The organism is Pseudoalteromonas piscicida (assembly GCF_002208135.1).
In the GTDB taxonomy this organism is placed as follows: Bacteria; Pseudomonadota; Gammaproteobacteria; order Enterobacterales; family Alteromonadaceae; genus Pseudoalteromonas; species Pseudoalteromonas piscicida_A.
In genome coordinates, this window is sequence record NZ_CP021647.1 from 39,843 (window position 1) to 55,713 (window position 15,871).

The 15,871-nt window shown below is 43.7% G+C and carries 10 protein-coding genes and 1 pseudogene; 7 read left to right on the top strand and 4 right to left on the bottom strand.

Annotated elements, in window-relative coordinates; all coding sequences use genetic code 11:
- Positions 1-4 precede the first annotated feature (4 nt).
- The 5 genes from B1L02_RS18760 to B1L02_RS18780 all read left to right on the top strand — a co-directional run bounded on the left by B1L02_RS18760 (position 5) and on the right by B1L02_RS18780 (position 6,190).
- Complete coding sequence (locus B1L02_RS18760) at positions 5-1,012, top strand: LacI family DNA-binding transcriptional regulator (RefSeq protein WP_088532341.1); 1,008 nt, start codon at positions 5-7, stop codon at positions 1,010-1,012.
- Between the two features lie 6 nt (positions 1,013-1,018).
- The gene (locus tag B1L02_RS18765; protein ID WP_088532342.1) at positions 1,019-2,605 is read left to right on the top strand and encodes a sugar porter family MFS transporter; all 1,587 of its coding nucleotides are present in this window, start codon (positions 1,019-1,021) and stop codon (positions 2,603-2,605) included.
- Between the two features lie 113 nt (positions 2,606-2,718).
- Positions 2,719-4,467: a hemopexin repeat-containing protein gene (locus tag B1L02_RS18770; RefSeq protein WP_088532343.1), complete on the top strand. Its 1,749-nt coding sequence runs from the start codon at positions 2,719-2,721 to the stop codon at positions 4,465-4,467.
- 120 nt (positions 4,468-4,587) lie between these two features.
- Positions 4,588-5,598, top strand: a complete 1,011-nt coding sequence (ltaE, locus tag B1L02_RS18775; protein ID WP_088532344.1) for a low-specificity L-threonine aldolase — start codon at positions 4,588-4,590, stop codon at positions 5,596-5,598.
- Between the two features lie 88 nt (positions 5,599-5,686).
- Positions 5,687-6,190 carry a hypothetical protein gene (locus B1L02_RS18780; protein WP_045988521.1) on the top strand — a complete coding sequence of 168 codons (504 nt, stop codon included), beginning with the start codon at positions 5,687-5,689 and terminating at the stop codon, positions 6,188-6,190.
- A 61-nt stretch (positions 6,191-6,251) separates the two neighbouring features.
- On the opposite strand, the gene B1L02_RS18785 is transcribed toward B1L02_RS18780, so the two are convergent.
- The 3 genes and pseudogenes from B1L02_RS18785 to B1L02_RS18795 form a co-directional block, all read right to left on the bottom strand.
- Complete coding sequence (locus B1L02_RS18785) at positions 6,252-8,414, bottom strand: TonB-dependent siderophore receptor (RefSeq protein WP_088532345.1); 2,163 nt, start codon at positions 8,412-8,414, stop codon at positions 6,252-6,254.
- Between the two features lie 126 nt (positions 8,415-8,540).
- Positions 8,541-8,699, bottom strand: a complete 159-nt coding sequence (locus tag B1L02_RS18790; RefSeq protein WP_088533128.1) for a DUF2256 domain-containing protein — start codon at positions 8,697-8,699, stop codon at positions 8,541-8,543.
- A gap of 103 nt (positions 8,700-8,802) precedes the next feature.
- A pseudogene (locus B1L02_RS18795) lies at positions 8,803-11,069 on the bottom strand (aminotransferase class V-fold PLP-dependent enzyme).
- Positions 11,070-11,325: 256 nt separating this feature from the next.
- On the opposite strand from B1L02_RS18795, the gene B1L02_RS18800 reads away from it, so the two are divergent.
- Both B1L02_RS18800 and B1L02_RS18805 read left to right on the top strand, forming a co-directional pair.
- Positions 11,326-12,228, top strand: a complete 903-nt coding sequence (locus B1L02_RS18800; protein WP_088532346.1) for a sulfite exporter TauE/SafE family protein — start codon at positions 11,326-11,328, stop codon at positions 12,226-12,228.
- A 275-nt stretch (positions 12,229-12,503) separates the two neighbouring features.
- On the top strand, positions 12,504-14,915 hold the full coding sequence (locus B1L02_RS18805; RefSeq protein ID WP_088532347.1) for a TonB-dependent receptor: 2,412 nt from the start codon (positions 12,504-12,506) through the stop codon (positions 14,913-14,915).
- A gap of 77 nt (positions 14,916-14,992) precedes the next feature.
- Here B1L02_RS18805 and B1L02_RS18810 read toward each other — a convergent pair whose 3' ends face one another.
- Complete coding sequence (locus B1L02_RS18810; protein ID WP_088532348.1) at positions 14,993-15,868, bottom strand: AraC family transcriptional regulator; 876 nt, start codon at positions 15,866-15,868, stop codon at positions 14,993-14,995.
- Positions 15,869-15,871 lie beyond the last annotated feature (3 nt).

Sequence of the window (15,871 nt, forward strand, 5' to 3'; positions counted from 1 at the left end):
AGGTATGGCAACGATTTACGAAGTCTCTAAAGCTGCAGGCGTATCATTAGCCACGGTGTCACGGGTGATGAATGGCAATGCAAAGGTGAGTGACAAAACCAAAGAGAAGGTGCTCGCGGCAATGTCAGAGTTAGGATATAAACCTAACGCCATCGCGCAATCTTTGGCTTCTAACCGCAGTAACAGTGTGGGGCTTATGGTATCTGAGCTACACGGTTCTTTCTTCGGTGACATGATGAGCACCATCGAGAGTACGCTGAGAACGGCGGGTAAACATGCCATTATTGCTGCGGGCCACAGTGATGAAGAAAAAGAGCAACAAGCCATCGAATTTTTATTGGATAGGCGCTGCGATGCTTTAATTGTTCACGCGGAAGCAGTCAGTGATGAATATCTCATTGAGCTTGCGGGACGAGATGTAGAACTGGTGCTAGTGAACCGCCACATTCCAGAGTTGGCGGAGCGCTGCTTTTATACTGACAACGAACTGGGTGGATATTTAGCGACTGAGGCGCTATTGCAGCGCGGACACAGAGATATCGCGTATATCAGTGGACCGTTATTTAAGCTTGATGCCAAAGCGCGTTTGGCTGGTCATCAAAAAGCCTTAGCTGAATACAATGTGTCATTTGATCCTAAGCTCTCATTTGAAGGCGGTTATCATGAAACCGATGGCATCGCGGGATTTAATCATTTAATGCAAACAGGGCTGCGCTTTAGTGCCTTGGTTTGCGCAAACGATGAGATGGCATCAGGTGCGATGACTGCGGCCAGAGAAGCTGGACTCGATGTCCCATCAGCGCTTTCCGTTGTAGGCTTTGACGATGTGTTATTTACCAAGTATCTTTATCCAAAACTCACCACCATAGATAACCCTATTCGTAAAATGGGCAATGCGGCCGCGCGTTGGGTACTTAAGCATGTGTATAAAGAGAAGCACCAACCCGATGTGGAAAATCTCTACCCACCAACCTTAATCTTGCGCGATTCTATCGCCGTAAAAGCAGAGTAATAAGCGATGACCAGCCTGTCGATATCCAATGCATTAAAGTACACCTTAATTGTATCGTTAGGCGGGTTTATTTTTGGCTTTGATGCGTCGGTGATTTCGGGCGCAATTGGGTTTATTAGCGAGGCCTTTAAGCTCACCCCATGGCAGCAAGGGACAGTTGTGAGTGCGCCTACCTTAGGAGGGTTGGTCGCAACACTTATAGCCGGGCCGGTGGCTGATGCCATTGGCCGTAAGCAAACATTGCTGATGACCGCGTGTTTGTATTTTGTCTCCGCGATTGGCTCGGCTTTCGCAACTTCGTTTGAAGCATTGGTGATTGCGCGCTTTATTGGCGGGATGGCATTTTGTTCCTTGATGGTGGCGCCCATGTATATTGCTGAGATCAGCTTAGCCCATCAGCGCGGGCGTTTGGTATCGGTTAATCAGCTCAATATCGTCGTTGGCCTATTTATCTCCTATTTCACTAATTATTTCTTACTTCAGCTCAGCCATAGCGATGCAATGTGGGTGTCTGGTTGGCAAATAGATAGTCAAACATGGCGTTGGATGCTTGGTGTTGAAGCTCTGCCAGCACTGGCTTGGGTTTTGTTGTTACTGTTATTGCCGCGAAGCCCTCGGTGGTTATTGATGAAGGATCAGCAGCTAGAGGCTAAACGTACATTGACGCGATTATTTGGTAGCAACAATGCACAACAGCAACTTGATGCTATTCAAGCCGCTTTACCTAAACTGCAACTGAGTAGCTTGTCTCTTGCGCGCAAAATGGGCAGTTTGTTTAGTAAGCGACTTCGTGTCCCTTTGATGGTAGGCGTTGTGCTTGCTGTTGCGCAGCAAGTTACTGGGATCAATGTGGTGTTTTTTTATGCCCCTACTATTTTTGAGCAAAGCGGTATTGGTACTGATGCTGCATTTATGCAAGCGATTTGGATTGGCCTTATCAATGTGGCTTTTACCATTATAGCGCTATTGACCATAGATAAATTCGGACGGCGGCCATTGTTGCTTATTGGATTAACAGGCATCTGCTTTAGTATGGCGCTGTGTAGCTGGGGCTTTAAACAAGCAACCTATCAGTTAAATACAGTGCATATAGCTGAAATTAATAATGAAGTAGCCGATTTTCCCGCGCATGCTTTAGCGCCAATATTAGGCCAGACTTTCACCTCCGACGTTGCATTTAATGACGCGATAAAGCAGCGTTTAACTGCAGACGAGTACCGGCAATACAAGTCAGTAATTTTCGCGCACAGCATTAATATGCCAGCAAAACTGGTTCTGCTTGGGATTTCCCTTTTTGTTGCGTCGTTCGCGATGTCGCTGGGGCCAGTCATGTGGGTAATGTTTTCGGAGATATTTCCAAATGCAATTCGAGCCGTTGCGATTTCTGTTGTCGGTGTGATTAATAATGCCGCCAGTTTTACTGTACAACTAGTGTTTCCGTGGGAACTTGAATATTTAGGTGCAAGCACCACCTTTCTATTGTACAGCCTGTTTTCATTGCTTTCGTTTGCGCTGATATTCTTGTTTGTGGAAGAAACCAAAGGAAAGAGCTTGGAGCAGCTAAGCGAGGGTTTGGAAACGAGAGCAGGTTAGTAAACCCGCGATAAAATATTTCTCTATGTAATTTTTTTGTAAACGGATTTTCATGTTTGGGATTTATTATCTTCCTTGGACTAGTCCAGAAAATCACATTTAAAGGAAAGATAATGAAATTACCCGTGCTTAGCAGTGCATTACTTGCACTTTCATTTACCGCAAGTGTAGATGCACTTGAAAACAAAGTATTGCTCATTGGTATCGATGGCCTGCAATACGAAAAAATTGCTGCCAATAATACGCCGAACTTTGATCGCCTATATCTAACTCAAGCTTACACTGGCGGGATCGCAAAAACACAAACACAGCAAAAAACCAAAAGTGGCCCAGGTTGGGCGACAATTTTAACTGGGATTTGGGTGAATAAGCATCAAGTGCCGAGCAACGACTCAGGTCTAGCAAACAAAGCCTATCCCAGCCTTTATCGTTACATCGCAGAACATGATGCTAACGCCGATATCTCAAGTTTTAGTACTTGGGGACCCATTCATACGCAATTCTTCAGTGACGATGTTGCCTTGATGGACAGAAGATCGGAGGGAGGTAGCGACGACGATAATTTAAATAAAGCGCTGGCTACATTAAATAACGGCTCACCTGATTTTGTCTTTTTACATTTAGATGAGCCGGACGCCGTGGGCCACAGCTTATGCTTTGGTTCTGCCTACAATAAATCGGTAGAAGATGCGGACAAGCGACTGGGTAAACTGCTCGACGCGGTTGAAGCAAGAGAGCAAAACGGTGAGAACTGGTTGGTGATGGTCACCACCGATCATGGCCGTACACCGGTTGTTGGCTGTCATCACGGTGAGCAAACCGAGCCTGAGAAAACCATTTTTATCGCCACCAACAAAGTGCTGAATAAAGAATTTAGCTCAAAAGACGTTAATCCTGCTAATACTGATTTCTCTGGTTTATATGGCTATCCAGCACAAACAGCGATTGTACCGACGATTTTATCTTACATGGGCATTGAAACAAATGTGCAAGCGGGTTTTGAAAGCACGCCGATGTACGGTGACTTAGGAGTTCGTAAACTCAATTATGCCAATAAACTATTTACGTGGCTAAATGGTGAGAATGCGCAAACGCGTGTTTATCGAAATAATCAATTTGTTGAAACATTGCCTGCTGGTGTTGCACAGTGGCAAGATCCGCAGCCCGTATCTGGCATCAATAACTATAGCTTTGAGCAACAGGGTGTGTATGTTGGCTATCGAGTTACCGAGCTGAAACTCAGTGCGGCGCATCAGTGGCACAATACTAAGAGCTACTTTTTCTCTGAAGACGCGCGCTACTGGCGTTACGATACGATGTTAGATAAAACGGATGATGGTTATCCGGTACCGGTGAGCAATGGCAATTGGCCGGGACTTGGCGATTATGCAGAACAAATTAGTGCGAGTTTTTATAAAGACAGTGGTACGGTGTACTATTTCCTCTCGGATGGTCAATACCTAAGCTTTGACGTACAGAGTGATAAGGTACGAGCAGGTTACCCTAAAGCAATTGATAACAATACTTGGCCGGGACTTGCTGCCTACGCAAATAAAATAACAGCAACTCTTCGTTGGACGTCCGATAAGGTGTATTTCTTCCTAAGTGACGGTCAATACTTACGCTATGACTTGGGAGATGACCGAGTGGATGGTGGGTATCCCAAGGCTATCAACGATAATACTTGGCCGGGACTTGGTGCCTACGCGACAAAGATAAGTGCAGCATTAAAGTGGAACGACACGCGTGCTTATTTCTTCTTAGCTGACGGTCGCTATCTAAGATATAGCATTACTTTTGACAAAGTGGATGCGGGTTATCCTAAAGCCATTGATAACGGTACTTGGCCCGGGTTGCAGTAACCCTTGCAAAAGTAACGGCTCGTGAAGGGAGTGAACGACTCCCTTTTTCATCTTGTTTTATACTTCAGTGGGCGTTTTTCAGTTATGCTGTGCGCTCCTCTTTTGACAAGGATAAGATTGATGGATTTTAGATCTGATACGGTTACGCAACCGACCTCCGCCATGAAACAAAGCATGTTTGACGCGCCGCTTGGTGACGATGTTTATGGTGATGATCCGACAGTGAACGCACTTGAACAGTTTGCGGCTGAGCGTCATGGTTTTGAGGCTGCGCTGTTTACCAGCTCAGGCACGCAAGCAAACCTGCTTGCACTGATGAGCCATTGTGAAAGAGGGGATGAATATCTTTGCGGGCAGCAGGCACACAATTATAAATTTGAAGCAGGTGGCGCCGCCGTGCTTGGCTCTATTCAGCCGCAGCCATTAGAAAACGAGGCCGATGGCAGTATTTGCTTAGAAAGAATTAAGCAAGCGATTAAACCTGATGATTTTCATTTTGCGAAAACTAAGCTGCTTAGTTTAGAAAACACCATTGGTGGCAAGGTATTAAGTCTAGAGTATATTGCACAAGCCAGAGCGCTGTGTGATGAGCGTGGCTTAAAGCTTCACCTTGACGGTGCAAGAGTCTACAACGCAGCAGTCGCGTTAAAGGTTGATATCACAGAAATCGTAAAGCATTTTGATTCATTTACTATTTGCTTATCTAAAGGGCTTGGTGCGCCGGTTGGCTCTTTATTACTTGGTGATAAAGCATTGATAGAAAAGGCGAGAAGGCTTAGAAAAATGCTTGGTGGCGGTATGCGTCAGGCGGGCATGCTTGCGGCGGCTGGTCTTTATGCTTTGCAACATAACGTAGAACGTCTAGAGGAAGATCATCAAAACGCGCAATATTTAGCTGAAAAGCTTGAACAACTGCCTGGGTTTAAGCCATGCAAGCACTTAGTACATACAAATATTATCTTCGCTGAAGTGGAAGCTGGCATTGATCTTTTTGCGATAGCAAAGCAGTTAAAGGCAAAGGGCATTAATATCAATCCTGGATATCAAGGCATGCGATTTGTGACGCATTTGGGAGTGAGCCGCTCTGATGTGGATAAGCTAATAGCAGAGCTCACTAATTTGTTGATGTGATAGGTATTACACTTCTTTACACTTAGTGTATTCTATTTGGGAATAATTACTGCTAGTTTTGTGCGATAGTTATATAAGGAAAAATTTAATGTTCTCTTCGTTAATAAAGACCACTTTTGGTATTTCTGCTTTGCTAATCAGCACCGCAAGTGTTGCCAATTCGGTCGATTTTTCTGCAGGTACTGGCTATCCATTTTTTGGTCAAATCGAACTTTCTCTTCCACAAGCCGATAGTAATAGTCGGTGGTATGGAAATTACCTTATCGGTTTAGATGATGGGTTTTCTGTAGGTTATGAAAAAGCGGTATCCGAAAACAACAAACATGCATTAGGTGTGGTGCTTGGCGCATTAGGGGCGAGAGATGCAGGTCCAGTATGTAAAGAAGAGGGGACTGTATGTGATATTTTCGAGCCGCTTATCGATCTCTTTGATAGTGAAACGACAAATGGTATCGGTGTAAGTTATAGCTACTATTTTACCAGTATCAATCAACCAGGTTGGCGGGTTAAATTGGTTGCAGGTTATGGTGAAAGTGATAGACATAACGTTGAGCGTGCTGATGGCAGTTTAATTTTTAGCTATCAGTTTTAAGTCATCGCCCTATTGCCATTGGTCTCGGTTCTAGGGCGATTTAGTTCTTATAATTCAGTCGTTAAAACTTGTATTTTACGTTAGCACTAATGGTTCTGCGCTGTCCGTAGAAACAGTCTCCACGGAACAAACAGCTGGTAATAACCGTTTTATCGCTGACATTATCAACTTGCAAACTGAATTGATATTGTTCAATGTCATAGCCAATCATCATATCAATAAGGTTAAAGTTGTCGGTCACTAATTGCTGATGCAGTGTTTGACCATTCAACTCAACTGTGCGACTGCCATCGTAGGTTTCTCCCACATGCCTAATACCCGCACCAAACTTAAGCCCAGGCAGCCATTCATCCGCGCGGTACGTCGCCCAAATTGAAGCTAAGTGCTTTGGTGTTGCTGAAAGTTGAGCATCATCTGTGATTAACGTGCCCAAGTCTTGTGCTACGTAGAGTTCTGTGGACGATAGCGGAGAGATATCTTGTTCCGTATCTAAATAAGAGTAAGCGGCATAGATATCAAGGTGCTGCCATTCAAGCTGGGCTTCAAGCTCAAATCCTTTTACTGCAATTTCACCGTCTTGTACTTCAAACTCTGGGGACACTTTTCGTATTTGATTTTTGTCTTTGATTTCAAATATAGAAGCAGTGATAAGGTGTTCAGTCCCCGTTGGCTGATATTTTAAGCCAAGTTCAACTTGCTCGCCCTCAAGCGGTTTATATGCGCCCCCTTGTGATTTTTGTCCAAATACGGCTTTAAATGATTCTGAATAGCTAGCATAGGGTGCTATGCCATTCTCAAATTGGTAAAGCACACCGATCCGACCGGTTGTGGCATTCTGACTATTCTTGATTGCACCCGCCGTTTGCACCTGATTTGAAACGTCATCATAGCGAAGTGCCGCATTGAATACCCAGCTGTTTACTTCTGCGGTGACTTGCGTATAAGCACCAAGCTGTGTGTTGTTGAGCGTGTTTTCAGGGTTATCGACAACCGCTGTTGGTAACTCAGTGCTTTGTCCATAGACTGGGTTATATAAGTCTAGTGGTGCTGCAACCCCGCGTCCGCGATCAGAATCTGTATCCGCATTTTGGTAATCAACACCTGAAACCATAGTGAGTTTCACCGTATCTAGTTCCAAATATTTATGGAATTGAAGATCCATCGTCACGCTACGTGCACTTGAATCGGTGAGGCTGGCGATACGCTTAACAGTACGTTTGTCGGCTTCAAATTTTGGTGGCCAAGAATAAATGGTACGGTACTCGGATGAACTATCGCTGTAGCGACCAGAAAACTTAACATGCGTGTCTAAATCAAAGCTGTGCTCAACAATAGCGGTGATCGCTTGTTGCTCAGTATCATATTTATCCCAGCCAGGCTCGCTGATGAAACGCTCACTGGGAATTTGGCCATATTTTGCAGGTAGAATAGTGCCTTCATGGGGGAAAAATTGCGTTGAAGAGCCTGATTCATTTCTCTGAAGGTTGGCAAGTAAGGTAACTTTAGTGTCATCTGACGCAAGCCAGCTAAAGCTTGGTGCAAGCATCAGAGTATTGTCATCAACATAATCGGTCTGCGTACCACTGTCTCGATACATAGCAACAGCACGTGCTTGATACTCTTGCTGCTCACCAAATGTGGTATTGTAATCTAGTGCCAGCTGCTTACGGTCGTAGTTGCCCATTTGCGCCCAGATCTCACCTTCGGTGTCTGCCTTTGGTAATTTTGACACTGCGTTGACGATACCACCCGTTGACCCTTGGCCGTAAAGCACAGATGAAGGACCTTTTAAGATCTCAACGCTTTCAAGTGCATAAGGGTTAGTACGCGTGTTGTTGTAGTTGCCAAACAACTTTTGTAGGCCGTCAACGTAGAGTAGGGGATCGACGCCACGAATTTTAGACCAGTCACCTCGTGTATCAACACCATATGGTCCATTATAAACACCCGCAACATATCCAATCGCATCTTGCAGCGTTTCTGCACCTAAATCAGAAATACGTTGCGCTGTTAATACAGAAACTGAAACAGGCGTTTTGACGATTGGAACTGCTGTTTTTGATGCCGTAGCGCTAACGTATGAAATCAGACCTCTTGGGCTAACTTCGATGATTTCAATGTCATCTTTATCTTGCTTGGTTTGTTCCTGTGCAATGGCAGAGCAAGACAACGCCAATGCAACACTGGCAATTAGGGTTGGATATTTGTATTTAAATGAGCGCATGATTAATCCCTGTGATCTAAGTTTGCACAAATGATATTGTAGATGAGAGTGATTATCAATACTGTTGTTCTGAAATTTGCAAATATTACAAAGCTTTATTCTAGTTACAACATTCGCTACGTATTGTTAATCGTTATGTCTCATACTTGAGCGGCGCTTAGAAGCGCAGCGCTTTGAGCAGTATTTAACGTTTTCCCAGTCTCTTTGCCATTTTTTCCGCCAATAAAACGGGCGTTCGCAAATAGGGCATACTTTATGAGGTAGATTTGGTTTTTGATGAGACATGTCGATTGAATCATTTTTAGTATTCATACGGTAGTGATAATAAGTGGATCAAAAAAGCCCCATAGCAAGTGCTGTAGGGGCTTTAGAAAGGAAATAGGGCAGGTTATGCTGATGGGATGAGTGCATATCCTCCTTTTAAATGTCCGATATTATGAAAGCCAAGTCTTGCCAGCGCTTGTGCGGCAACTCGTGAACGGCTGCCGCTGCGACACACCAACACCAACTCTTTCGACTTGTCTTGACTATGTTTGCAAATAAAGTCAGTAAGGCGGGTGAGTGGCACATTTTGATCAAACGCACTATCGTGGTTTAGGGCATATTCATGCGGTTCACGTATATCAATTAACAGCACACCTTCGTTGTTAGCGATGTGAGCATTGAGGTCTGTTGTGGTGTACTCGTGCAGTTCAAATTGGCTTTTATTACAAACCGTTGCGCCACACATGATCTCACTGCCTGCCTCATCAATAATGTTTTTATCTATTTGTGCCTTTTTCTCGACAAATACGTCAACTGCAATGTCATGTTGAAGCACACTATTTAATAGCAAATTACGATTACACTCTGCCGCCAGGGTGGTTGCAAACTCATTGTTGTAGTCGTGGCTTGGGCATAACAAAGTATCGGTTTCGATAAGTTGAGCAAGTAACTGAATGCTGTGCAGCATCGCTTTTGATGAACTGGTGGAGAAGTTGGTTCTACCTAGTGCCCCATCAAGATTAAATCACCACAAAAAACGTATCTGATAGCGTACTTATCTTGTTGTTGCTCCAGTAACATAAAGGTGACGCTATCTTCTGTATGTCCTGGAGTGGCTAGTTTTGCAAGACGGTAGTGACCAATTGCTAGCGCTTCCAGTGACTGGCCTTTAAATTCAATGTGTGTAGTTTGAATTGGCCAGCCCAAATGATCGCATGTTTGCTTTGGTAAATTCAGTGCGGTTCGACTCGATTCATGATCGGCATGCCCATGAGTATCAAGCGCGGCGAGCAGAGTCAGCTGCTGGCATTTCAATATCGTATTAAGACGTTCTACCAGCTCAGGAAGTGGGTCGATTATAATCGCCGTTTTTGACTGCTTATCAGCAAACAACCAACAGCATGCACCACCCACTTTGAATTGTACTAGACCGTCAAGCGCTTCTTTATTATTAACGCCATTCGCCGCTTGCATGAGACAGCTGTGACCGAGTGCCTGAGCACAATGGAGAATGCGCTCACACGCCGCGTCTATTTCAGTTTGGGTTGTGGCAGGACCAAAGGACAGTCTAATAGCCGATTCGCTTTGCCATGCAGGGAGTCCCATGGCATCTAGCACAAAACTGCGCGTGACCTTTGAACTGCACGCTGAGCCTGAGCTGACACGGATGTTTGCAGCGTCGAACAAGTCCATGATTTCTTTTGAGCTAAATCCCGGAATTGCAAAGTTTAGTGTAGTTGGAACGCTATTGCTGAATTGGTTATTAAATACAATCGTCGGGAACGCATCTTTGAGCGTTTGAGCCAATTGATTACGAAAATCGTGTAGTTTATCTACGCTTGCAAATTGGCTGTCATTTTCTTTTAGCAGTTCATCAAAAATCACATTCAGCGCGGCAAGGCCTGGCAAATTTTCTGTCCCTGAGCGTAAACCGCTTTCTTGACCGCCGCCTGCGATAAATGGTGTAAACGGCGCGGTTTCTCGAATATAAACAAAACCAATGCCTTTTGGTGCATAGAGCTTATGGCCGCTAAAAGGTGCGTAGTCAATTGTTGTTCTCGCTAAGTTCAAGCTGCGTTTACCCAGCGCCTGTACACAGTCAACCATCCAAAAAATATCTGAATTATGCTTTCTTATTACTTCTTCTAATTTGTTCAGATCTTGATATACACCGGTTTCATTATTGACAGCCATAGTGCAAATCATAAGTGCATTAGGCACTTCATTTGCGATAAATGCTAAATCTAGGTTACCTGCACCATCAACCGGAATGGCCTTGACATCGGCATTAATTTCCAGAATTTGATTCCAATGTTTGAGCGATTCTGGTACCGCTTTGTGTTCCGTAGCCCCGTAAAGTAGCGTATATTTTTTGTGTGGCTGTATCTTCTTTTTTGCATCACAAAGGGCTGATAGTATGCCTGTCTGGATGCCTTCGGTTGCACCACTGGTGAAGATCACTCGACCATGACCTGAACCTAAGACAGCACGTGCTTTTTGGCGAGTTTGCTCCATCAGTTGCTTAGCTTGTAGGCCTGTAATGTGGCTGCTGCTAGGGTTGCCAAACATGGTTTTCATGGTAACCAATGCTGCATTTGCTGCTTGCTCTAATACAGGGGTTGTTGCATTAGCATCTAGATATATTTGAGGTAACACCGTTTCTACTGTCATGACTGTGCCTTTAGGTATAAGCAAATTACCGATATAACAAAAAGTAATAAGTAATTATTTATAGTTATAATAAGGGAGATAGGTTTACGTTTCAACTATTGAGGGTGTGTTTCTTGCAGACTAAATAGAGTGATGTTTAATGTAAAATTAATTTGAAAAAAGTGTATTCATCATGTTTAATTGCGTTCGCTCAGGTGCTTGATGAGCAAGGTAACTGTAATGGTTAAGGAAAGGCTCTTAGAGTAATGGATGAATGATGTTGCAACGAATAACAAAACCGACAATGTGGCCGTTATTTTTTACACTGGGTGTGTACGCTACGTTGATCTGGTTACAAGGCTTTTCTCAGGCGCTTGGCCAAATTATCAGTGAGTTTCATATCGCGCTTACCATGGCGTTGGGATCGTTTGTTGCGGGTGGTACTGCACTAGGTGGTGGCGCTGTTGCTTTTCCTGTGATGACTAAATTGTTAGACATAGATCCTGCCATCGCCAAGGTATTCTCTCTCGCGATACAAAGCTTTGGTATGACAGCGGCGTCCATTACTATTTTCTGTCGCCGTATTCCAGTATATAAAAACGTGATTTTAATGGCGTTGCCAATGGCTGCGCTTGGGGTTACGCTCAGCCTATTATATATCGCACCTCTGGCACCAAGGCTCCTCGTTAAGTCTATTTTTAGTTTTTTACTTCTCTGTTTTGCGTTAACGCTGATTTTGAGATGGTGGCGTAAGGCGCATCATCAACCTAGCAGTGAGTTTATCCAACCTAAAATGCTACGTTTTATGGTTGTAGCGTTAATTGGAGGTATAGCGAGTGGTTTAGTGGGGTCGGGTGCTGATATTGCACTCTTTGCCTTGTTGGTGATTGCTTATAATGCAGATGTGAAAAAGGCGACTGCAACCTCTGTCGTGGTGATGACGTTTACCTCATTGATTGGAAGTAGTATCAATGCGTGGCACCTCAATACGATTACCAGTGAAATAAATGGCTATTTGCTAGCGGCAATACCGATTGTGGTCGTTGGTGCCCCGCTAGGCGCTTATGTTTGTTCAAAAGTAAAAGTCGGGCATCTGGTCAGTTTTCTTTTAGTCTTGATTGGGCTTGAAGTGAGCTTTACCTGCTATGAGTTATATCCTTCTTTACTCGAGCTTTTTTAATTTTTTCATACTGTAATGCGGTTTACGAAATGTCGTAAACCGTTTGCATTTTAGCTAGCGGTGTTAGCCTCGCTAAATAAAAACATCCATCTGTTACACTCTATTATCATCTCTGCGTGCATTGCAAAAAATATTACAAATTTAAAATGTAAATGATAGTTGTTATCATTACTGTTGTTTTGCTAAACTTCGCCCCCTCTTTAATAAATTATTTTATGAAATAGGTATTTGTAGCTATTTTATAACGATCCAATTGCGTAGTTTGGAGTTAACAAATGCAATACTCTCGCTCTTCTGTTCTTTCCGCTTCATGCGTTGCGGTTAAGTTGGCTTTACTTGGTGCAAGCACAACCGTTTTCGCTTCTGATGACATAGAAAAAATCAGTGTCTATGGCAAACATAATAAAATTATTTTGCAATCTGGAACGGCAACTAAGTCTAATATGGATCTTATGCAGACCCCCGCAGCGGTTGTTGTTGTTGACAAAGAGCTACTAGATTCGCAAAGCGCAGCGACTTTACAAGAAGCACTACGCAACGTAAGTGGTTTATCTCAGGCTGGTAATAACTACGGAATTGGTGACTCGCTGATGGTTCGTGGTCTAGGCGTAAACTATACCTACGATGGTATGTATGGTGGTGCTGACTTAGGTAACAGCTTTAACCCAACGCGCTCTTTAACTAACATCGAAAGCATCGAAGTATTAAAGGGTCCCGCTACAGGCCTTTATGGTATTGGTGCAGCTGGTGGTGTAGTTAACTTAGTCGAGAAAAAGCCACAATTTGAACAAGCGCTTGCAATTAACGGTAAAGTAGGCGCATGGAATACTTATGGCTTGGGCGTTGATTTTACAGATGCAATTACTGATAAGTTGGCTTATCGTGTTGTTGCAAACCATGAGCGCAGCGACGGCTATCGAGATCTAGAATCAAATAGAGACGAAATCTATGCAAGCTTACGTTTCGACCCAAGCAGCGAGCACTCGTTTTTACTTTCAACGGCTTATATTGATGACTCACAACAAGTAGATTCAATTGGTGACCCTGTACGCATTATTAACTGGGATAGCATTACAGGACAACCAGGACTGGTTACAGCTGAACGTTTGCCAAATAACCCACAATATGATGTCGAGAAAGGTAAATGGTTAGGTGTACAACTGAATGGTGAGCAGCGTGCGCAACTTGCGGAGTCAATCCATATTGGCGATGGTTTAAAGCCTTTCAATCTTGGCGATGGTAACCTCATTTCTCCACTTTCACGCCCGAATGAGGGTGAAGAGCTTCGTATAAAATTGCGTCATGACTGGTATCTGAATCGTAACTCAAAGCTGACTCAACAGCTGTTATGGCGTAGCTATGATTCGGATTTTGTTCGCCAAACGGGTGCTTATAATTATGTTTATTGGGAGCGCAATAGTGTTATTAATGCAAACCCAAGAGCCCCGCTTGTGATTGATGATGTGCTATATCCTTATGCGGCTCGCCGTCAAGAGTATCGCCGTCAAGTTGCCAGCGAAAAAACTTGGCAATACTTTGCTGATTTACAGTTAACTTGGGATATGGGTTCTTTGAGCGGTGAGCACTTAGTTAGCGTTAACTATGAAAATCGTGATATGCGCTTAAAAAGTTGGTCTGCATATGATGCCGATGGTAAAGGCTCAATTCCATTTATCTTAGATATTCGCAACCCAAACTGGCCGACAGGAGAATTCGAGGGTTATAACCCATCGCTACGTAGTAACTATGATAAAACGCTTACGGCGTATGGCATTAGTGCACAAGAAGTAGTGTATATCACTGATGCGTTAACTGCTCGTGTTGGTCTTGCATATACTAGCGTTGAACAAAAATATCAGCATTTAGGCACTGAGCGTTCACCTGAAGAAAGTGAAGAGCTGGACACGGATGATGCGGGTATGACGTATAATATTGGCTTGAATTATCAAGTGACCTCTCAGCTTTCTGCTTTTGTAAATATGGCAAAGGGTCGTACTGCATACAGTGTACTGGGTAGCCTAGAAAATGAAGCTGATGCGAACCGTAAAAACAGACCTGACTCGGAATCTGAAACGCTAGATATTGGTGTGCGTTTTACTGCGTATGACGAAGATTTGCTAGGGTCACTAGTGTGGTTTGAAACAAAACGTACAAACCTTATGTATAGCAATCCTGAGTACAATGATGAACCAGGAGAAGACTACAATGTTAGTGTTCCGCGCTATTTTTTCGACGATGAAGATGAATCGAAAGGTGTAGAGCTTGATTTAAATTTAGCACTGAACGACCAAATCAGTGTGAATATGAATGCAACCTACCAAGATGCTGTTGAGATCCGTTCTAATGAGCGCTCAGGTCAAATGAAAGGGGTACCTAAGAAGTTTGCCAGCACGTGGGTGAAGTATACTCAGCCAGTGGATTGGTTTGCTGGAGCGTTGGAATATAGTCTTGGTATTAACTATGAGAGTGAAAGAACGATCAACTCTGTGTCCTTTGGCTTACCAACCGCAACTATTGATGGTTATACCCGCTGGGATGCTGCGATTAAATTCAATGCTGATCGGTTCGACATTCAGCTAAACCTAGAAAACTTAACTGACGAGCGTTATTACAGTAAGGCGTTGTTCTTAGGTGGTACGCCTGGCAACGAGCGTAATGCTAAGTTGAGCTTTAACTATAGGTTCTAATTGGCGCGAAAGTAAAAAGGAGGGAAGACCCTCCTTTTTACTTCTAAGTCGTCGATAGTTAATCGCGCTTAGGTCAGTTATTTAATGTAACAAGTGATACGAGTGAGAAGCTCGTGTGGCAGTGTCTCTCTGACATCATTTAAGTACTCTTCGATAACAGGCACATCTGCAGGTTCGAACTCACTGTTAGGTAACCATTGTCCAAACAGATACTCGTAAGGCGTTTCAAGAGAAGCATAGTCACCTTGGTAAAGTAGGCTAGCTGTTTTGCCCGATGGAATGGCGAATTCACAAAGCCCCTTTGGGAGAGATGCTGTCGTCTTTGGCACTAAAATTGTTGCCATTGATTTTAGTTTGCTTTCCTCGACGGTTTTTGGGTCGTCAAAATACACACCAAAGAAACGCGTATCCGCACCTAATAAGCCTTGTTGCTGCGCCAGTACGTTTAATTTTTCAAATGCTTGACCGATTTGCATGTAATCGCCATGGTGCTCAATTCCGATTAACGTCATTTGCTCATTACTGCCTATTTCTACATTAAACATATTCGAATCCTCATCTACCTTAATGATATAAAACTCGGCCGCACAGCCTTTTGCCTTGGCCTGTTCATGTTGACGAAACTGACTAGGCGGTTGCTTATATCGTTGAGAAAACGCTCGGCTAAACGCTTCAATACTTGCGTAGCCTGTTTGCTCAGCCACCTTTGCAATGGAATCTTGGGTACGAATTAACATGCCTGCGGCAACATGTAGTCGCATTCTTCTCACGGTTGCATTGATGGTTTCCCCAGCGATGGAGCGATAAACACGATGAAAGTGATAAGTTGACATATGGCATTGATCAGCAAGCGTGATCACATCAAGTTCGCGACTTATATTGTTATAGATATAATCAATAACATGATTTAAGCGAGTGGTGTAATGGCTTATGGTCGTTGCTTTTCTAGTCATCGT